We start from the raw sequence: 19,063 nt of genomic DNA, 5'->3' as shown, positions 1-19,063 counted from the left end.
TACTATGAACGAACCCGCATTGTCTGGAGTGCGGCTGATGGGCGTTTCTACTGCCCAAATCTACAGGAATTAAAATGAGCGAAAGCTTTGCGGAACTCTTTGAAGAAAGCCTGAAAACCCTCAACCTTCAACCAGGTGCGATCATCACCGGTATCGTTGTCGATATCGACGGTGACTGGGTTACTGTCCACGCCGGTCTGAAATCCGAGGGCGTCATCCCGCTCGAGCAGTTCTACAACGACGCTGGCGAGCTGACCATCAAGGTCGGTGACGAAGTTCACGTTGCGCTGGACGCGGTCGAAGACGGCTTTGGCGAAACCAAGCTGTCCCGTGAAAAAGCCAAGCGCGCCGAGTGCTGGATTGTTCTGGAAGCAGCTTTCGCCGCTGAGGAAGTGGTCAAGGGCGTTATCAACGGTAAGGTTAAAGGCGGCTTCACTGTCGACGTTAACGGCATCCGTGCGTTCCTGCCTGGTTCCCTGGTTGACGTCCGTCCGGTTCGTGATACCACGCACCTGGAAGGCAAAGAGCTGGAATTCAAGGTCATCAAGCTGGACCAGAAGCGCAACAACGTTGTCGTTTCCCGTCGTAGCGTCCTGGAAGCAGAGAACTCGGCCGAGCGCGAAGCTCTGCTGGAATCCCTGCAGGAAGGCCAGCAAGTCAAAGGTATCGTCAAAAACCTCACCGACTACGGCGCCTTCGTGGACCTGGGCGGCGTGGACGGCCTGCTGCACATCACCGACATGGCCTGGAAGCGCATCAAGCACCCTTCCGAAGTGGTCAACGTTGGCGACGAGATCGACGTCAAGGTTCTGAAGTACGATCGCGAGCGCAACCGCGTTTCCCTGGGCTTCAAGCAACTGGGTGAAGACCCATGGGTTGCTATCAAGGCTCGTTACCCAGAGAACACCCGCGTCATGGCGCGCGTGACCAACCTGACCGACTACGGCTGCTTCGCTGAGCTGGAAGAAGGCGTTGAAGGTCTGGTACACGTTTCCGAAATGGACTGGACCAACAAGAACATCCACCCTTCGAAAGTCGTACAAGTCGGCGACGAAGTGGAAGTCATGGTTCTGGACATCGACGAAGAGCGTCGTCGTATCTCCCTGGGCATCAAGCAGTGCAAGTCGAACCCATGGGAAGACTTCTCTGGCCAGTTCAACAAGGGCGACGAAATCTCTGGCACCATCAAGTCGATCACCGATTTCGGTATCTTCATTGGTCTGGACGGCGGCATCGACGGTCTGGTTCACCTGTCCGACATCTCCTGGAACGAAGCTGGCGAAGAAGCAGTACGCCGCTACAAGAAAGGCGATGAGCTGAACACTGTGATCCTGTCTGTTGATCCAGAGCGTGAGCGCATCTCCCTGGGCATCAAGCAACTGGAAAGCGATCCGTTCTCCAACTACGTTGCTGTCAACGACAAAGGCGCTATCGTTCGCGGTATCGTTAAAGAAGTTGACGCCAAAGGCGCCATCATCACCCTGGCCGACGACATCGAAGCCACTCTGAAAGCTTCCGAAATCAGCCGTGACCGCGTTGAAGACGCGCGTAACGTCCTGAAGGAAGGCGAAGAAGTCGAAGCCAAGATCATCAGCGTTGACCGCAAGTCGCGCGTGATCAACTTGTCCATCAAGTCGAAAGACGTTGAAGACGAGAAAGAAGCAATCCAGAGCCTGCGCGACAAGCCAGCTGCTTCGGACATCGCAACCGGTCCAACCACCCTGGGTGACCTGCTGCGTGCTCAAATGGAAAAGCAGAACTAAGTTCTGACTGACCATTAAGAAAAAGGGCGACTTCGGTCGCCCTTTTTTGTGCCTGCAATTCCTGTATCCCGTAGCAGCGGCCCCAGGCCGCGTCCGCAGCCCCGCGCTGCGCCCAACCCGCTGCAGTTGCACCACAGGCCCCCTAGGCCCGTTTCTTGAATGTATCGGTGCAACGCCGGTGCATATTCCTCCGGCCTGCTACATTAAACAGTCATAAACACCCGCCACTCTGATGCTCTGCCGGAAAAAACCGGCGCTCAGGAGAATCTCCTGAAAAATCAGTTGTCTACCCAAAAGAGGGCGAGCGGCGACCCAGTGAATTGGTCACTGACCTTTTCCAGGGCAATAAAAAGGACCGGTAATGAAAGGATGGCTGCCACTGGCTCTGTTGATCGCGTTGTCGGGGTGCGAAGCGACCATGTCCACCCATAGCGTGAAGGGCATCGCCACCCTGCACATCAACTGCTCGGGCGTGACCTCTTCCTGGGAGAAGTGCTACGAGAAGGCAGAGAGTGCGTGCGGTGCGCCGGGGTACAGCGTGCTCAGCAAGTCCACTGACCTGACCGACGACACGCCGGACTACCCCTTTGGTATCAATCCTGCAGGCCTGTCCAGCCGTAGCCTGGTCATCCGCTGCAGGCAGTCTTGAAGGGTGGAAAGCAGGGCGCGGTGCGGCCTGTATTAGTGGATCTACCGTAAACCTTTGCAACAAGTCAATACGCGGGCTGTTCAAATCCCTCCAGCCATGCTAAAACCTTTGAAGCGATTGTCTAGCTTCTTGATAAAGAAGGGAAAAATATGACGAAATCTGAACTGATCGACCGTATTGTCACCCATCAAGGCCTGCTTTCATCCAAGGATGTGGAGCTGGCCATCAAGACCATGCTTGAGCAGATGTCACAGTGCCTGGCTACGGGTGATCGTATCGAGATTCGCGGCTTTGGTAGCTTTTCGCTGCACTACCGTGCGCCAAGGGTAGGCCGCAATCCCAAGACCGGGCAGTCGGTCAGTCTGGATGGGAAATTCGTTCCTCACTTCAAGCCGGGCAAGGAATTGCGTGACCGGGTGAACGAGGATGAAGAGCACGAACATGCCTGAGGCATGCGTCAGAAGGAGTGCGTAGTGCACAAGGTTAGAAAACTGCTGCTGGTCGCCCTGGTCCTTGTGGTGCTGGTAGCGGCGGTAGTGTTCGTGCTGGAAAACCAGCAGCCCGTCAATATCGTGGTGCTGGGCTATACCGGCCCGCAGCTGCCGGTTGCCGTGCTGATCATAGTGGCATTCCTGGCTGGCATGGTCCTGGGCCCCGTATTGGCGGCCTTGGCATCCTTGCGTCGTCGCCGCAAAGTAGTCACCCGGCCAATTTGACCTGATTGATACACGGTCACCGGTGAACCAGATCGATATTTTGCTGCCTTACAAGTCGCAGGCCACTGGCATGATGCCTTGGCGGTCCATTCTTGCCTTCGGCCACCCCGGTGTGGCCATGGATAATTAAGGTTGGTGAACAGCATGTACCCCGCGATCCACACTCAATGCTTCAAGGCCTACGACATCCGCGGTCAGGTCCCTTCCCAGCTCAACGATGACATCGCCTATCGGATAGGTCGTGCGTTGGTGCTCGAACTCAGCGGCAAGGCCATCGTGGTAGGTCGCGACATGCGTCTGGAAAGCCCCGGCCTGGCCGCCGCGCTGGTCCGCGGTATTACCGAGGCCGGTGCCGACGTCATCGACATCGGCTTGTGCGGCACCGAGGAAGTCTACTTCGCCACCAGCCACTACAAGGCTGATGGCGGCGTGATGATCACCGCCAGCCATAACCCCAAGGGTTACAACGGCATGAAACTGGTGAAGGCCGAGTCCCGGCCCATCAGTGGCGACACCGGCCTTGACGCCATTCGCCAGCGCGTCGACGAAGGCAACCTCGGCACCCCGGCCGCCAAGGCCGGCCAGGTGCGCGAAGCCTTCGACAAGACCGCCTACCTGGACCACCTGGTAGGTTACGTCGACGTCAAGGCGCTCAAGCCCCTCAAGGTGCTCGCCGACCCGGGCAACGGCGCTGCCGGCCCCGTCGTCCAGGCCTTGGCCAGCCGCTTGCCGCTGGAGTGGGTATTCATCAACGTCGAGCCCGACGGCAACTTCCCCAACGGCGTGCCTAACCCGCTGCTGCCGGAAAACCGCGAACTCACCCGCAAGGCCCTGCTGGAAAACGGCTGCGACATGGCCATTGCCTGGGACGGCGACTTCGACCGCTGCTTCTTCTTCGACGCCGACGGCCGCTTCATCGAAGGCTACTACCTGGTCGGCCTGCTGGCCGAAATGCTGCTCAAGCTGCACCCAGGCAGCAAAATCATCCACGACCCACGCCTGACCTGGAACACCATCGAACAAGTGGAGCAGGCCGGCGGCGTCGCCATCCAGAGCAAGACCGGCCACGCCTTCATCAAGGAGCGCATGCGCCTGGAAGACGCCGTCTACGGCGGCGAAATGAGCGCCCACCACTACTTCCGCGACTTCGCCTACTGCGACAGCGGCATGATCCCATGGCTGCTGGTGGCGGCACTGATGTCCGAAACCGGCAAGACCCTGGCGCAGCTGGTGGACGAGCGTATCGCCGCGTACCCCTGCAGCGGCGAAATCAACTACCGCGTTGACGACGTACCTGCGAGCATCGAGAAAATCCTGGCGCACTACCTGCCGCAGCAACCTGCTGTGGATCGGACAGACGGCATCAGCGTGGAGTTTGCTGATTGGCGGTTCAGCTTGCGCGGGTCGAATACCGAGCCTTTGCTGCGGTTGAATATCGAGAGCCGTGGGGATGAGGCTGTGGTGGGGGAGAGGTTGGGGGAGATTGAGGGGTTGATTCAGGGGTAGTGAAGGCAAGGCTCCTGAGATTCGGTCGGGGTAATCTAACGGTGCCCCGACCTCCGCTTTACGCAGAGGCGGAAAATCTGAGTTAACAACTCTTCATGTTTGAGTGGGTGAATTGTATCGGCAATGATGCTATTTTGCCTTTCTTACTGTGAGTCAGTTGGATCAAGGATGTCTAGCGCCAGTGTGTCATTTCCCCTCCCAGCGTTTCTGCCCCAAGTCTCCAGAGGCAGAAAATCTTCGCTCCTGCTTCCAGTCCTGCTCGGAATAACTCTCTAGCTTCAGTGGCTTTGATACGTCAATAGGCGGCGTCGTGCCCCTGCGAGCGGAGTTGGTCAAACTTTTTGTTCTTCTTCAAATGGCTGTTTTAGATGAAAATACTGGTTACTGGCGGTGCTGGCTTCATCGGGTCGGCTGTCATACGTCATATCATTGAAAACACAGATGATAGTGTTATTAACGTCGACAAGCTGACGTATGCTGGCAATTTAGAATCATTGCAGGGCTTTGATCAGGATTCACGTTATGTTTTCGAGCATGTCGATATCTGCGACAGCATTGCAGTAGAGCGTGTTTTTCGCGAGCACAGGCCTGATGTTGTCATGCACTTGGCCGCAGAGTCCCATGTAGATCGGTCAATCACGGGGCCTGCGGAATTCATTCAGACCAACATCGTCGGTACCTATGTGCTCCTTGAAGCAGCTCGCGGGTATTGGAATGGCCTGGAGGCGGCCGGCAAGGAAGCGTTCAGGTTTCATCATATTTCCACTGATGAGGTCTACGGGGATCTGGAGGGGCCGGAGGATCTGTTCACCGAAAGCACTCCGTATCAGCCGAGTTCACCTTACTCGGCCAGCAAGGCCAGTTCCGACCATCTGGTGCGTGCCTGGAATCGGACGTTCGGTTTGCCGACACTGATAACCAATTGCTCCAACAACTATGGTCCCTGCCATTTCCCGGAAAAGCTGATTCCCCTGGTAATCCTCAATGCGCTGGAAGGCAAGCAGCTGCCTGTTTACGGCAAAGGTAACCAGGTTCGTGACTGGCTGTACGTGGAAGATCACGCGCGCGCGCTCTACAAAGTAGTAAATGAGGGTGTGGTCGGTGAAACCTACAATATCGGCGGTCACAACGAGAAACAGAACATTGAGGTCGTACGTACCTTGTGTGCCTTGTTGGATGAACTGTGCCCGCAGTCGCCGTTCAAACCTCACGCCAGCCTCATCACGTACGTCACGGACCGCCCGGGCCATGATGTGCGCTATGCAATTGACGCTACCAAAATTCAGCGTGAGCTGGGCTGGACGCCTGTAGAAACTTTCGAGAGCGGCATTCGCAAGACGGTGGAGTGGTACCTGGCAAACCCTCAATGGGTGGCGCGCGTCAAAAGTGGTGAATATCAGCGCTGGGTCGACACCAACTACACTGCCCGCGAGGCGTAGCTTGCCGCCCGGAGTCGTCCCCCGGGCTAGCGCAGCGATATTTCTTCCCCGCCGCACTGGAGAGGTGTGGCGGCGTAATTCAATGCTAATGGAAGCCAAGTAAAAATGACCACGTCTACACGTAAAGGCATCATCCTCGCTGGCGGTTCTGGTACGCGCCTGCACCCACTTACGTTGGGCGTTTCAAAACAAATGCTGCCGGTCTTCGACAAACCCATGATCTTTTACCCGCTATCAGTGCTGATGCTGGCGGGGATGCGCGAGATCCTGATCATTTCGACGCCCGACGATCTTCCAGGCTTTCGCAAATTGCTCGGGGACGGCAGTCAGTACGGCATTGAGCTGACCTACGCTGAGCAACCTAGCCCCGACGGTCTGGCTCAGGCTTTCTTGATTGGCGAGCAGTTCATTGGGCAGGATCCATGCTGCCTGATCCTGGGTGACAATATATTCTACGGCCAGCATTTCTCGGCCAACCTCGCTGCAGCAAGCGCTCGAACCGAAGGCGCAACCGTTTTTGGTTACCATGTTTCGGACCCTGAGCGTTTTGGAGTGGTTGAATTCGACCAGTCTGGTCGTGCACTCAGCATCGAGGAAAAACCGGCCAACCCCAAATCCAGCTATGCCGTGACAGGCTTGTACTTCTACGACAATTCCGTGGTGGACATTGCCAAGAGCATCCAGCCTTCCGAGCGCGGCGAGTTGGAAATCACCGATGTGAACCGTGCCTATCTGGAGCGCGGAACGCTCAATGTGGAGATGCTGGGCCGTGGATTTGCGTGGTTGGATACCGGAACCCATGAGTCATTGCTGGAGGCCAGCCACTTCGTGCATACAATCGAGCACCGCCAGGGGTTGAAGGTCGCGTGCCTTGAAGAAATTGCGTTCACTGCGGGCTGGATCAGCGCGCAGACGCTGGCAGAGCAGGCCGAGCGTCTGAAGAAGACAGGATATGGTCAATACCTCCAGAAACTGCTGGCTGAATCGATTGCTTGATCAAGTCGCTCTGCCGGGGGGAACATTGATGTCGCGGGCACGACCGAGCGTTGCTGTGTTGTTGGCAGCCTACAACGGCATGGCATGGATCGAGGCGCAGGTGGCTTCGATCCTGGCGCAGCGCGATGTTGCCGTTCAGTTGTATATCAGTGTTGATGAGTCCGACGACGGCACATTTGAGTGGTGCAGCAGATGTGCAATCGAGCACCCGAATGTGTTTCTCCTTTCCATGGAGAACTCGGGCGGCGCCTCGCAGAATTTTTTCCGACTGGTCAGAGACGTCGATTTCCAAGGAACCGATTACGTTGCCTTTGCCGACCAGGATGACCTGTGGCATGCCGGCAAGCTGGCCAGGGCGGTGCAGGTGCTGGTTGAAAGAGGGGTGCAAGCCTACTCGAGTAATGTCACTGCGTTTTGGTCGGACGGGACAGCAAAGCTCATCGACAAGGCACAACCCCAAGTTCGCTGGGATTATCTGTTCGAGGCAGCAGGGCCGGGTTGCACCTATGTTTTGAACCAAGCCCTGGCAACTCATCTTCAAGCCTTTGTCGCAAAGGAGCAGCAGCTCGTTGCGGCTGTATCGATGCACGATTGGTGCATATATGCATTCGCGCGAAGCCATGGCTACAGCTGGCATATCGATGAGTGGTCGTCAATGGAGTATCGGCAGCACCGTGGCAACGTGATGGGCGCCAACACTGGCCTGGCTCCAATGTTTTCTCGGCTGGCGCGGGTAAGGGAGGGGTGGTGGTTTGCTCAGATCCAATTGATGGCGCGCGTGTCGGCCCCTGGTGGTGACTCATTCACCCGACGATGTGTTCGGTTGGGCCGGCTTCGGATATTCATGCTTGCCTTCAAGGCAGGCAGCTGTCGAAGGCGCCGTCGGGACCAGTTACTGTTTGCAATGATTTGCCTGGCTGCGCCGTTCTTTGTCAGGTGTAAGGTGTCACCGCATATCAGTACGTCAAGCATCGTATAAATGACTGTAGCGAGTAGATTGATGCTATTGCAGATGGGGAGTGGGACTGGGATGCTCGCGATTTTAGCTGGCCTGTTGCCTGCTTACGCCCGACCACCACGCGTGATAAGCTTTCCTGACGGGTTTCCGGCGCTTCTGCGTGCGGGCCAAGGACGGGGGCATGCAGGGTGGGTAAGTAATGTGCGGTTTCACCGATTGACCGGAAGTCGTTTCGTTGAACTCATCGAAGCCGGATTGAAGAAAGGTGTATTGAAATAAATGGAAAGGCAAAGTATATCCCCGTTAAAGTTGCTTAGATCGGCAAAGTTGCATCGGCATTTGTTGTTGAATCTGGCCAAGAGGGAGACGGTAAGTCGCTATAAGGAATCTTTGTTCGGCTTGTTGTGGTCGATCCTTAGTCCTCTGCTGATGCTTACCATTTTTTCCTTTGTGTTCACAAATATTTTCAAGTCGCGCTGGGGGGTGACGGTTGAAAACAGTTCCGTTTCGTACCCTGTTATCCTGTTTGCGGGCCTGATTGTATTCAATTTTTTCAGCGAGTGCCTAGGCAGGTCGCCTTCAATTGTCATTGGTAATCAGAACTTCGTTAAGAAGATAATATTTCCGTTGGAAATACTACCGCTGGTTTCCATATTGTCAGCACTCTTTCAGTCTGCAATCAGCTTCTGCATCCTGCTGGTCTTTATTCTGGTGGAAACCGGTGGCATCCCCTGGACGGCGCTACTCTTGCCAATCGGTATGCTGCCTTACCTGATTTTCATTCTTGGAATGATGTTCTGGCTGTCCGCTACAGGCGTGTTTGTGCGTGACATCAGTCAAACAGTCGGGCTTATTACAACGGGGATGATGTTCATATCGCCAATATTCTTCCCGGCGACTTCCTTTCCGGAGCATTGGCAATTTCTCGCGCACTACAATCCTTTGACCTACCCGATTGAGTTGGCTAGGAATCTGCTGGTTTTCGGTGTTGGAATTGAACCCTTTGCCTGGCTCACGTACCTTGGTTTCTCGCTCGTGTTCTGCTGGCTCGGTTATGCGTGGTTCCAAAAACTCAGAATAGGTTTTGCTGATGTGCTCTGATATCGCAATTAAAGTATCGAACGTCTCGAAAACGTTTGAGACCTATGATAAACCGCAGCGTCGTCTTCAGCAGTTCATGTACCGTCTGCTGTCCAGGATCGTGCTGGTACCTCGCTTGCGGCGTTTCTGTGATTCCCGTGCCGCTGCATGCTCGAATAAATTCGAGGCGTTGCACGACATCAGCTTCGAAGTGCAAAAAGGACAGACAGTCGGGATTATTGGCCGCAATGGCTCCGGGAAAAGTACGCTGCTGCAGATCATTTGCGGCACACTGAATCCTACCCACGGCTCTGCCGAAATCAATGGCCGGGTCGCAGCGCTATTGGAGCTGGGCTCAGGCTTCAATCCTGATTTTACAGGCCGCGAAAACGTATACCTGAACGGGCAGCTTTACGGGCTGACCGTCAAGCAAATCGACGAACGCTTCGAGCGTATCGTCGCGTTTGCAGATATCGGCGATTTTGTAGAACAGCCTACAAAGACCTACTCCAGCGGCATGTTGGTTCGCTTGGCTTTCGCAGTAATTGCTCACGTAGACGCTGACGTACTGGTTATCGACGAGGCCCTTGCTGTCGGGGATGCATTCTTTACCCAGAAATGCATGCGTTTTCTCCGTGAGTTCATGAAAACAGGTACGGTTCTTTTCGTGAGCCATGATACAGCCTCGGTGAAAAACCTCTGCTCATACGCGGTCTGGCTGGAAAAAGGCAAGGTCATTCAGGAAGGGTTGCCAAAAGTAGTCAGTGATTTTTACCTTGAGGCCTTTTATGAAGCGCAACAAGGGAAGGGAACAACGACAAAGCTCAAGCCAAAGTTGCGTATAGAACGGCAGGTGGCTGTCAAGGATCAGCGGTTGGAATTCATCAATACCACTCAGCACCGCAATGACTTGCAGATTTTTGAATTTAACCACGAATCAAGTTCCTTCGGGCTGGGGACCGCTCAAATCGTCGATGTTTCCTTTACTACGGCTGAAGGGGACAGGTTGCTCTGGTTGGTAGGCGGTGAGTTGGTCACCATCACGATTCTTGCTGTAACGCATCAACAGTTGCACTCTCCGATTGTCGGTTTTTATATCAAGGATAGATTGGGTCAAACGTTGTTTGGCGATAACACGTTCCTTTCTTATATTGACCATCCAGTACAGGCGATGGAAGAAGAAGCGCTGCGCTGTGACTTTACGTTCCATATGCCTATCCTGCCAAAAGGTGATTATTCCATCTGCGTGGCGTTGGCTGAGGGTACCCAGGACGAACATGTTCAAATGCATTGGATTCATGATGCGTTGTTCTTCAAGTCTGAAGCGACCAGTGCAAGCACCGGGCTTATTGGTATCCCCATGCAGGATATTTCGTTGAAGCTCACGGCCGTTCCCGAATTCGATCATAGTTGAGAAGAATATGCTTTTAAATGATATTGGCAAAATGTGCTTTGAGCGCCCTATTTATCTGTCGGGCAAAAGTGCCTGGGCGGAGCATATTCCGTTCGCCTTCTCGCTTATTGAAAAGCTCAAGCCCGGTATTTTCGTGGAACTCGGCACCCACTATGGCGACTCCTACTGCGCATTCTGCCAGGCCATTCAGAAAAGTGAGCTGGATTGCAAGGCGTATGCGGTAGATACCTGGCAAGGTGACGAGCACGCTGGCCTGTACGGCCAGGATGTACTGGATCAACTGCGTGCGCGCCACGATGTGCCTTACGCTTCGTTTTCGCGCTTGCTTCGTGAGACATTTGACCAGGCAGCTACGTACTTCTCCCCAAAAAGCGTGGACCTGTTGCATATCGACGGCCTCCACAGCTACGAAGCAGTGAAGAACGATTTCGATACCTGGCTTCCGCTGATGAGCGATCAGGGTGTCATTATATTTCACGATGTGAATGTTCGTGAGAACGGGTTCGGTGTATGGAAGCTCTTCGAAGAAATTGAAAAGCAATACCCAACCTTTTGCTTTGACCACGCGCATGGTCTAGGAGTTGTTGCCGTAGGCAAGCAGATCCCCGAAGACATCAAGTTTCTTTTCCAGCTGTCCGCGGCCGAAACAGTCCACATCAAGGAGTTCTACAAGGAACTCGGCTTCAGCGCGGTCAATGAACGCAAACTTTCCGATGCGCTGCACATCCAGAATGCGGCAGTGGGGCAAGCGGCTACAGAAAACTCGACGTTGACCCATCGCCTCTTTCAGCAGAAGAACGAAAGCGATGAGCTGCGCGCCGACCTCTACGCCAAAGAGCTGGAGGTGCAGCAATTAGGGCAGCGGGTTGCGCAGCTTGAGCATGAATTGCATGTGCGCAACTCCGAGATCCATGCCGTCTTGAATACCAAGGCCTGGCGCTTGTCTTCCAAGGTCAATGACAAGGTTCGACAAGCCAGGAAGCTACGGGTCCTGGCTCGTAAAGTATTGATTGCCAAGGATCGCGTAGGGGGCTGGCGTAACCTCTTCGAACGTGTACAGAGTACGTTGGAGTCCGGCGGCCTGCGCTCTCTTGAGGCAGCTGCCCGTGCTCAACTCCTGACCCCTGATGTGCAGCGTGCGGCGCCTGTCGATGTGCTCAAGGCACGTATGGCCTTCAACCTGGAGCGAATCAGCCGCCGGTTTTCGGAGCGTCCTGCCCAGGCGTTTGATTTTGGTATCACGGTAAGCCTGGTCATGCCGGTATACAAAGTGCCAGTCGACTTGCTCAAGCAGGCGATTGAGTCCGTGCTCAACCAGTCCTATACCAACTGGGAATTGTGTATCGCCGATGACTGTTCGCAATCTTCGGAGATCACCGCACTGCTCGACGGGTTTGCCAAACGCGATGCGCGCATAAAGTTCGTGACGCTTGACGTCAATGCCGGCATTGCAGGCGCTTCCAATGCCGCATTGAACCTGGCGACGGGGAGCTACGTCGCATTGCTGGATAACGACGACCTGCTGACCAATGACGCACTCTATTGGATCGCCTCCGGCATCCGGGATGACGCTTCGCTGGATATGCTCTACTCGGATGAATGCAAGATCGACGAGAGCGGTGCTGTTCTTGAGGTGTTCAACAAGCCGGATTGGAGTCCCAACCTGCTTTTGAATTGCATGTACACCGGGCACCTGACCGCTTACCGCAAGGCACTGGTTGATGAAGTGGGTGGGTTCCGCTCCGAGTTCGATTTTTCCCAGGATTATGATCTGGCCCTGCGCGTAACCGAAAAAACCTCGAATATCCAGCATATCGAGGAAGTGCTTTACGGCTGGCGTGCAATTGCTACATCTGGCGCTGCTGGCGGCAAACCATACGCAAGGGATTCCAACATTCGTGCGTTGCAGGCGGCCGGAGATCGTCGGGGCTGGAAGGGGACGGCAGTTGCTCTACCGACCGCCAACCGTTTCAAGTTTGACTTTGATGGCAACGAAGCGCTTGTCTCGATCGTTATCCCGTCCGACAACGAAAAAAATATCAGCGATAGCCTCGAGTCGATCAAAAAATCGACGACCTGGAAGCGCTATGAAATTCTTGTCGTGACGAATTCGAGAATCGTCGACTTGCTGGCCCCGGTTTACCCGGATGCAAATATTGTCTTTGTCCGCTATGACCTGCCCTACAGCTTCTCGGACAAATGCAACCAAGGTGCGAAAGCTGCGAGCGGTGAGTACCTGGTCTTCTTCAACGATGACGTACGCGTTCAGTCTGCTGACTGGGTCGAGTCGCTGGTCGAGTACTTGCAGCTTCCGGATGTGGGCATCGTTGGGCCCAAGCTGGTTTACGAGAGCAACACGATTCAGCACGCGGGTATGGTGACAGGTGTTCGCCGGCTGCTGGGTACGGCCTTCCACTGCCTGCCAGAAAATACCGGGGCGCATTATAATTTTGCGCAATCTGTTCGTGAGGTTTCCCTTATCTGTGGTGCATGCCTGGCCATCAGGAAAGACATTTTCGAGCAGGTGAAGGGCTTTGACGCCGTCAACGCCCCAATCAACCATTCCGATGTCGATCTGTGCTTCAAGGTTCGCGAGCTCGGGTTCTCCTGTGTGTACACGCCGCACTCCACCCTGACGCATATCGGGCATATGTCGCTTGCCTCGGTAGATGCCGCAGACAAGGTCAAGGCGCCAAAGAAGAAAGACAAGGCTGATATTTATATCCTGCGTCGATTCGCCAGCTTGTTGGCTCGTGACCCCTATTACACCAAGGCAATGCGGGAGCAGTTGTTCCATGACTCTCCGGAGTACTACGAGGTGTTCGCTCAAGGTGCAACGCGAACAGAGGGTGGCAAGGATATTTTGCTGTTTTCCCATGACCTTACGGAAAGTGGCGCGCCACGCATTGTCTTTGAACTGGCGAAATTGCTGACTCAGGCAGGTCATTTCGTCGTGGTCATGTCGCCTACTGATGGGCCCATTCGCGCGGCGCTTCAAGCGTTGGGCGTCGTGGTGATCGTGGATGAGCTCATGCTGGCTCAGCACGCCTCGGTATATGACTTTGCGCGCAACTTCGACAAGCTGATCTGCAATACGGTAGTGACCTACCCTATCGTGAATCAATTAGCGGATGTGGTTGAAGTGTATTGGTATATCCACGAAACCAATTTGTTCACCCAAATGGCGGCATCCAACCCTGAATTCGTTGCGGCGCTTCGCAAGCCTGAAAGAATCTGGGCAGGCAGCAAGCTGGCGGCGGCGCCCATCGTGACATACCACCGCAATACCGAGGTGGTTGAGTATGGATTCCCCGGCCTTGAGTCGGCCGAGGGCCGCCAGCGGAAACCTGGAGAAGGTGAACCACTGGTCATCAGGACGTTCGGGTCGTTCGAGCCAAGGAAAGGGCAGGATTTGCTTGCGGTCGCCATTAAGGGGCTACCTTCTGATCTCGCGCGCAAGTGCAAGTTTGAGTTCTACGGCCGCGTGCTGGACAAGGCGTTCTATGAAGGGCTGCAGTCTATCGTCAGCAGTTTACCCAATGTGGAACTGCATGGTGATCTCGACTATCAAGCGTATGTAGAGCTCATGTTCTCTACGGACATGGTGGTTGTACCTTCGCGCGATGACACATTACCGCTGGTCTCCCTGCATGCGCTGAGCGTCGGCGTCCCCATGATGTGCACGGTCAATACTGGCACATCAGCCTACGTTCGCCATCGTGATTCGGGCTTTGTTGTCCCAAGCAACGAGCCGGCGGCCATCACTAAAGTGTTGATAGAAGCCATCAATTCCTCGGCGCAATGGGACCGAATTGGTAGCGCGGGCAAGGAAGTGTTTGATCATTGTTTCTCTGAACAGGAGTTTTCCAAGAAGCTCCTGCACCAATTGTCTCTGTAGCCAGGATCATTCGGTATGAAATGTGCAATCTTGGGTGGGACGGGTTTCATTGGCAGCCACTTGATCAATGCGCTCATTGCGCAAGGGCATGAGGTGAGCTCGCTGACCCGGCACGTCCCGCCTCAGAATACGATTTTGTCCGATGAGGCCATGGCTCAGGTTCGTTGGCACATGGGGAACTACGAAAATCGCGAGGACGTTAAGGAGATTCTTGAGGGTGCGGATATCTGTTTCCACCTGATCTCCTCATCGCTCCCCGGGAACTCCAACAAGGACCCATCGTGGGACATCAGTACAAACGTCTGTAACTCGCTGCAAGTGATGGAGTTGGCTGTTTCGCTGGGGCTGAAGGGTCTCTACTTCGTGTCTTCTGGTGGAACCATCTATGGGGACGCTCAGGTTCTTCCAATTCCTGAAGAGCACCCCTTGGAGCCTACGTGCTCCTATGGGGTGAGCAAGCTGGCAATCGAAAAGTATCTGGCGTTGTTCGAGCGGCTTCACCGGCTGCCGTACAAGATCATTCGATTGGCTAACCCCTATGGCCCGGGGCAGGATGTGAACAAGGCCCAAGGTGCGGTCTCGGTCTTCATAGAGCGCTCACGGAATCTGCTCCCTATAGAAATATGGGGAGATGGTTCTAATGTTCGTGACTATATCTACATTGATGATGCCATTCGGGGCATCATCGGGCTGATGGGTTACGAAGGGAAGGAGCGGATATTCAACCTGGGGTCCGGCCAAGGACGGTCGCTGCTGGAAGTCATAACGGAAATATCCAAATGGGTTGATCCGATGCCAGATGTGAAATTCCTCCCTGCGCGAGAATTTGATCTGAAAGCGAACGTTTTGGATATTTCGAAAGCGCGAAGCTGTTTCGGCTTTGAACCAATTGTGTCTTTCGATAACGGCATCCGTCGAACGTTGGAATGGCAGAACTCGAAAAAGTTGGTCAAGGTCGTTAAGAAGTAGTGGGGGGCGGAAGGGGGGCGGAGCCTCCCTTCCATTGGCCTGCATTATTTTCTGAATGCACCTAACCGTGCCGCCAGGCCATCGGATACCGAAGTGGCAATCAGCTTCAGGCGTTCTGCTCGATTTGTTGAGACGAGCGCGCTGAATAGCGCTACCGCCACCGCCTGTTTCATGAACTTCAATTTCCAGCGCAACGGTACATGCTTGAGCCTGAATAAGTGAATTGAGTTTCGCACCTTGTAATAGTTTCTAACGGCGGAGTGTATCGATATTTCCCTGTCGCGCAGCAGCCAGAGACGGATGACTCTATCCCCCAGGGAATGATAGAGGCGGGTAGTCGATGTTTGATATAGCGTATAGCCCTTGTTGGTGGCTCTGAAGCACCACTCGTGATCAATATGATCAATAAATAAATCACCCATCATCAGGCCGACTTGCTGAAGGTGACGTGTTTCAATAAGCATGCCAGAAGAAATCAAGAACTCGCGCTGGATAGGCTCAGCTTGTTCCGTAGTGGCTTCAGGGTGATTTTTAAGGCGCCGATCAACAAATGTAGGACCAACTGCTGCAGCGTTGCATTTCTGTAGCTGATTCAACGCGATATGCAGGCTGGCAACAAAGTTGACTTCGGGGTTGCTGTCTTGATCCAGTAACAGAATACGCTCGTATTCGTGCTTCAGTGCGTGGGAGAGTCCGACGTTCTGCGCATTTGCCAGACCGAAATTACCCTGCAGTTCAATCAGGTCTACTGAAAAGCTGGTGCCGAAAACGGTTAGCCATTCCGATAAATTTTGATCCGAATGATTATCAATGATAAGCGTTTTGTTTACCTGGCCTTCGAGAGACAGGAGCGTTTCGGCCAACTCGTCCAGGTTGGGGTTGAAGGTGACAATCACGCATAAGGTGTCAGGAAAGCGCTGGGTCGGGAGAGCTGATTTTTCCATGTCGGCGCCTAAAGCTTTTTGAACAGGACAGTAAGCGCTAATGCTGTATTCCCAATGAGACTTTGCCGATGTGCGCCTGAGCGAATTAGACAGTAAATACGACGGATAACCCATCCGGTTCTGGCTTTATCAAACCAGTCGAGGGCTGTGCTGTTCTCATCTTTCAGCAGTAGGCGTGCGTCCTGAAGCGTTGCAATGTTTGATTCATTCCATCGGCGAAAATCCCCGCCCAACATCTTTTTAAAACGCCTGAACATGTTGTTCAAGCTGGCATTTGCGCCGATCAGATTTTTAGCGTGCTGCCGATAGTCGATTAGCGGGTCGGGGCTAAAATGAATCTGTCCGCCACAGCCGGTGATCAGTAAGTAACACCACCAGTCATGGGCAATAAGTGGATGCTGGTAAGCCGTGTTGCTGAGCAGTTGCCGCGCCCTGCCATTAAACAGCATGGTGTTCCCGCCAGCGATATTTTGCACCAGCGCGTTCGCAAAGGATGGCGGGGTTGTAAAGTTGGCGGAGTAACCCACGACGTCGCCAGTGGCATCGACAAGGCGGCTTCGGGAGCAGAACAGGGCAGGCCGCCCATCAGCATTTTCCTGCAGGCAATTGATGCCGCGCTCTAGTCGCTCGGGATGCCATACGTCGTCTTGGTCACAGAAAGCGAAATAATCGGCATCGATCATTCTGTTTTGTAACAGAGATAAAAAGTTGCTGACGAAGCCTTGGCCTGGCCCTCGCAAAATAACCAATTTGCGCTCCCCTAGATTTCGCTGCGCATCACTGAGAATTTTTAGCGTGCCGTCGTGGGAACCGTCATCTGACGCATATATAACCCAATTTGTATGTGACTGGCTGATCAGTGAGGAGATTTGAGCTGCGAGAAACGCTTCGCCGTTGTAGGTCGCGAGGAGGATGGCAACCAGGGGGGCGTTTCCATGGGGGCCTTGTGCTGGATCATTGGAAGAAAAATCTTGCAACTTTAATCCTCTTGCTTTGACTCTTTACATCCTACGATGTTGCAAGGTGGGATGCTCACTTTAAATAGGGGCGCGTATTGAGCGGAAGGCGCCCGTATTTCGCAGTTCGTGTCCACATGATATGAGGTCCTTAGCCATAAGTCACCTTTGTGAACAGTTACCCCCGGGCAGCGGAAGCCGCCGCGACCGGGAGCGAGATAATTTCGTAATTAGCGGTTCTGGCCCAAGGCCAGGCTTTTCAGGGAGAATGTCGGGCATCCTGCTGGTGTGACGATATCGAATCTGACTTCATCAATAAGCTGGTCCGCGGGCCAACCTTTGGCGGATGAAATATCGAGTGACGTTACACCCTGGCTTACCGCAAACGTCGCGCTGTCCGCCTCGTTGAAACCTTTATTTTTCGTCGACCAGAATATCTGGATCGGAAATTTCGTGTCGGCAGTATTTTTGCACGTCAGCTCGAAAGTCAGCTGCTTGGCGTCTGAACCGAGCAAAGGTTTGGAGGGCTTGAAAACGATATAGGGGTCTATTCCGGTGATCTGGTACGTGTCAGCGTCCGAAGTGGCCACGACGTCGTTCTGATGGCTTACCTGGCCTTCTGCCAGCGGGGTGAGTGCATCGCGAGAACGGGAGATCACGAACTGAGGAGGAGGTGCCAGGAAGAGGCCCATTCTCGTAACCCGCTCCACTGCAGAAAAGATCACATAGTCGGGTTTGAAGGTTGCGATCAGTTCGGCTACTTGGTTGGGGTCTACCTGATCGTAATGAATTTGCAGACTTTGGGAAAACGTTGCCGCCATGAACGGTGAAAGGGATATGCCGAATGAATCTCGTAGCCATAGTACTTTCCGGTCGTTCAAGGCGCCTTTGGAAACAACCAGCAGTGGTTTTTGCGGCGCCTCAAGCTCTGGGTTCGGGCCTGAGCTCAGCAGCTTCCCCGTCTGGTAATCGTATTGGTCGACTGTTAGCTGAGGCGAGGAGGCGAATCTCAATGCCACTTGAGTGTCATTGGTTGAACCCTGGATTCGTTGAAAGCGCGACAGGTCTCCGCCTGGGCGTACTGATACGTTTTTCACTTCTCCCAGCTCAGGGGATGGCCAGCGAAGGTCGGGCTCGACACGGTTCAAATTTTGCTCCAGTGCCTGGAACGCCACCCATGCACCAAGGCTATTCCAATGGGTGTCTGTCTTGAAGTACAGAGGTTGAGCAGACGCGTTCTTTGCGGCGAGCATCGGGGTAAACGTATCGACATACAGTTGGGCGGGCGCGAGGTGGATAAACTCACGGCTCACCTGATTAGCGGCGTGGGCCGCCCAGCTTGGCAAATACTCAGGGTAAATGGAGTCTTTGTCGGGACCGATAAGTACCCGATATTGCTTTACCCCATGGTGCTTAAACCACGCTTCCCAAGCGACCTCGTTCGCGACGATCTGCTGCACCAACGGGGTGGTGCTGGGCGTGACGCCGTTTCGTTTTATCGAAATCGATTGAGCGTGATCATCCCCCAGGAAAAACCATCCCTGCTTGCCGAGAATGACTTGCCCTGGATTAATGGAAATACCCAATACGCTGTACAGTTTTCCGAGTACCGGTAGCGCAAAGTCGACATTATAGAGGAAGGACTTGTTCCACCATTTTGTCTTGCTGTTCGCAAGGGTATCCAGTCTGGTGCTGAGGTTGAAAGCAGGAGCGATCAGTAACGTGACCAACGCAAACAAGAAGAATGCTGATATTTTCTTTTTCATCTGCAAGGC

General features: G+C 54.1%; 15 protein-coding genes. 12 read left to right on the top strand and 3 right to left on the bottom strand.

The window, feature by feature from the left end:
* Window positions 1–74: 74 nt before the first annotated feature.
* The 12 genes from rpsA (at window position 75) to AC0SZ7_RS19010 (ending at window position 15,388) form a co-directional block, all read left to right on the top strand.
* The gene (gene rpsA, locus AC0SZ7_RS19065) at window positions 75–1,763 is read left to right on the top strand and encodes a 30S ribosomal protein S1 (RefSeq protein ID WP_475505833.1); all 1,689 of its coding nucleotides are present in this window, start codon (window positions 75–77) and stop codon (window positions 1,761–1,763) included.
* A 418-nt stretch (window positions 1,764–2,181) separates the two neighbouring features.
* The gene (locus tag AC0SZ7_RS19060; protein ID WP_475505832.1) at window positions 2,182–2,412 is read left to right on the top strand and encodes a hypothetical protein; all 231 of its coding nucleotides are present in this window, start codon (window positions 2,182–2,184) and stop codon (window positions 2,410–2,412) included.
* A gap of 149 nt (window positions 2,413–2,561) precedes the next feature.
* Window positions 2,562–2,861 (top strand): integration host factor subunit beta, encoded by a 300-nt coding sequence (gene ihfB, locus AC0SZ7_RS19055; protein WP_008370717.1) that lies wholly within the window; start codon window positions 2,562–2,564, stop codon window positions 2,859–2,861.
* A gap of 24 nt (window positions 2,862–2,885) precedes the next feature.
* The gene (locus AC0SZ7_RS19050) at window positions 2,886–3,128 is read left to right on the top strand and encodes a LapA family protein (protein WP_475505831.1); all 243 of its coding nucleotides are present in this window, start codon (window positions 2,886–2,888) and stop codon (window positions 3,126–3,128) included.
* A 144-nt stretch (window positions 3,129–3,272) separates the two neighbouring features.
* Window positions 3,273–4,634 (top strand): phosphohexomutase domain-containing protein, encoded by a 1,362-nt coding sequence (locus AC0SZ7_RS19045; protein WP_475505830.1) that lies wholly within the window; start codon window positions 3,273–3,275, stop codon window positions 4,632–4,634.
* 368 nt (window positions 4,635–5,002) lie between these two features.
* Window positions 5,003–6,073 (top strand): dTDP-glucose 4,6-dehydratase, encoded by a 1,071-nt coding sequence (gene rfbB, locus AC0SZ7_RS19040; protein WP_475505829.1) that lies wholly within the window; start codon window positions 5,003–5,005, stop codon window positions 6,071–6,073.
* A 105-nt stretch (window positions 6,074–6,178) separates the two neighbouring features.
* Window positions 6,179–7,069 (top strand): glucose-1-phosphate thymidylyltransferase RfbA, encoded by an 891-nt coding sequence (gene rfbA, locus AC0SZ7_RS19035; protein ID WP_475505828.1) that lies wholly within the window; start codon window positions 6,179–6,181, stop codon window positions 7,067–7,069.
* Window positions 7,026–8,048 (top strand): glycosyltransferase, encoded by a 1,023-nt coding sequence (locus AC0SZ7_RS19030; RefSeq protein ID WP_475505827.1) that lies wholly within the window; start codon window positions 7,026–7,028, stop codon window positions 8,046–8,048. The genes rfbA and AC0SZ7_RS19030 overlap by 44 nt, the downstream gene beginning before the upstream one ends.
* 258 nt (window positions 8,049–8,306) lie before the next feature.
* Window positions 8,307–9,128, top strand: coding sequence for an ABC transporter permease (locus tag AC0SZ7_RS19025; protein WP_475505826.1), 822 nt, complete (start codon window positions 8,307–8,309; stop codon window positions 9,126–9,128).
* Entirely contained in the window at window positions 9,118–10,521 is a 1,404-nt protein-coding gene (locus AC0SZ7_RS19020) for an ABC transporter ATP-binding protein (RefSeq protein WP_475505825.1), read from the top strand. The genes AC0SZ7_RS19025 and AC0SZ7_RS19020 overlap by 11 nt, the downstream gene beginning before the upstream one ends.
* A gap of 7 nt (window positions 10,522–10,528) precedes the next feature.
* Window positions 10,529–14,419: a glycosyltransferase gene (locus AC0SZ7_RS19015; protein ID WP_475505824.1), complete on the top strand. Its 3,891-nt coding sequence runs from the start codon at window positions 10,529–10,531 to the stop codon at window positions 14,417–14,419.
* 15 nt (window positions 14,420–14,434) lie between these two features.
* Window positions 14,435–15,388, top strand: coding sequence for an NAD-dependent epimerase/dehydratase family protein (locus AC0SZ7_RS19010; protein WP_475505823.1), 954 nt, complete (start codon window positions 14,435–14,437; stop codon window positions 15,386–15,388).
* 44 nt (window positions 15,389–15,432) lie between these two features.
* Here the strand turns inward: AC0SZ7_RS19010 and AC0SZ7_RS19005 are convergent, their stop codons facing one another.
* From AC0SZ7_RS19005 to AC0SZ7_RS18995, 3 genes are all read right to left on the bottom strand, one after another.
* On the bottom strand, window positions 15,433–16,332 hold the full coding sequence (locus AC0SZ7_RS19005; RefSeq protein ID WP_475505822.1) for a glycosyltransferase family 2 protein: 900 nt from the start codon (window positions 16,330–16,332) through the stop codon (window positions 15,433–15,435).
* Between the two features lie 8 nt (window positions 16,333–16,340).
* Window positions 16,341–17,309 carry a glycosyltransferase family 2 protein gene (locus tag AC0SZ7_RS19000; protein ID WP_475505821.1) on the bottom strand — a complete coding sequence of 323 codons (969 nt, stop codon included), beginning with the start codon at window positions 17,307–17,309 and terminating at the stop codon, window positions 16,341–16,343.
* A 209-nt stretch (window positions 17,310–17,518) separates the two neighbouring features.
* Window positions 17,519–19,054 (bottom strand): alginate O-acetyltransferase AlgX-related protein, encoded by a 1,536-nt coding sequence (locus AC0SZ7_RS18995; protein ID WP_475505820.1) that lies wholly within the window; start codon window positions 19,052–19,054, stop codon window positions 17,519–17,521.
* Between the last annotated feature and the right edge of the window lie 9 nt (window positions 19,055–19,063).

The organism is Pseudomonas sp. JC1203 (genome assembly GCF_056175065.1).
Note: the sequence above shows the minus strand (reverse complement) of the source record. Positions and strands in the feature narration are given on the sequence as shown.

What these genes read in the sequence shown, in the direction of transcription:
- AC0SZ7_RS19015 (WP_475505824.1), top strand. Translation starts at nt 10,529, where the DNA reads ATGCTTTTAAATGATATTGGCAAAATGTGCTTTGAGCGCCCTATTTAT.
- ihfB (WP_008370717.1), top strand. Translation starts at nt 2,562, where the DNA reads ATGACGAAATCTGAACTGATCGACCGTATTGTCACCCATCAAGGCCTG.
- AC0SZ7_RS19045 (WP_475505830.1), top strand. Translation starts at nt 3,273, where the DNA reads ATGTACCCCGCGATCCACACTCAATGCTTCAAGGCCTACGACATCCGC.
- AC0SZ7_RS19010 (WP_475505823.1), top strand. Translation starts at nt 14,435, where the DNA reads ATGAAATGTGCAATCTTGGGTGGGACGGGTTTCATTGGCAGCCACTTG.
- rfbB (WP_475505829.1), top strand. Translation starts at nt 5,003, where the DNA reads ATGAAAATACTGGTTACTGGCGGTGCTGGCTTCATCGGGTCGGCTGTC.
- AC0SZ7_RS18995 (WP_475505820.1), bottom strand. Translation starts at nt 19,054, where the DNA reads ATGAAAAAGAAAATATCAGCATTCTTCTTGTTTGCGTTGGTCACGTTA.
- AC0SZ7_RS19005 (WP_475505822.1), bottom strand. Translation starts at nt 16,332, where the DNA reads ATGGAAAAATCAGCTCTCCCGACCCAGCGCTTTCCTGACACCTTATGC.
- rfbA (WP_475505828.1), top strand. Translation starts at nt 6,179, where the DNA reads ATGACCACGTCTACACGTAAAGGCATCATCCTCGCTGGCGGTTCTGGT.
- AC0SZ7_RS19020 (WP_475505825.1), top strand. Translation starts at nt 9,118, where the DNA reads ATGTGCTCTGATATCGCAATTAAAGTATCGAACGTCTCGAAAACGTTT.
- AC0SZ7_RS19060 (WP_475505832.1), top strand. Translation starts at nt 2,182, where the DNA reads ATGTCCACCCATAGCGTGAAGGGCATCGCCACCCTGCACATCAACTGC.
- AC0SZ7_RS19025 (WP_475505826.1), top strand. Translation starts at nt 8,307, where the DNA reads ATGGAAAGGCAAAGTATATCCCCGTTAAAGTTGCTTAGATCGGCAAAG.
- rpsA (WP_475505833.1), top strand. Translation starts at nt 75, where the DNA reads ATGAGCGAAAGCTTTGCGGAACTCTTTGAAGAAAGCCTGAAAACCCTC.
- AC0SZ7_RS19030 (WP_475505827.1), top strand. Translation starts at nt 7,026, where the DNA reads ATGGTCAATACCTCCAGAAACTGCTGGCTGAATCGATTGCTTGATCAA.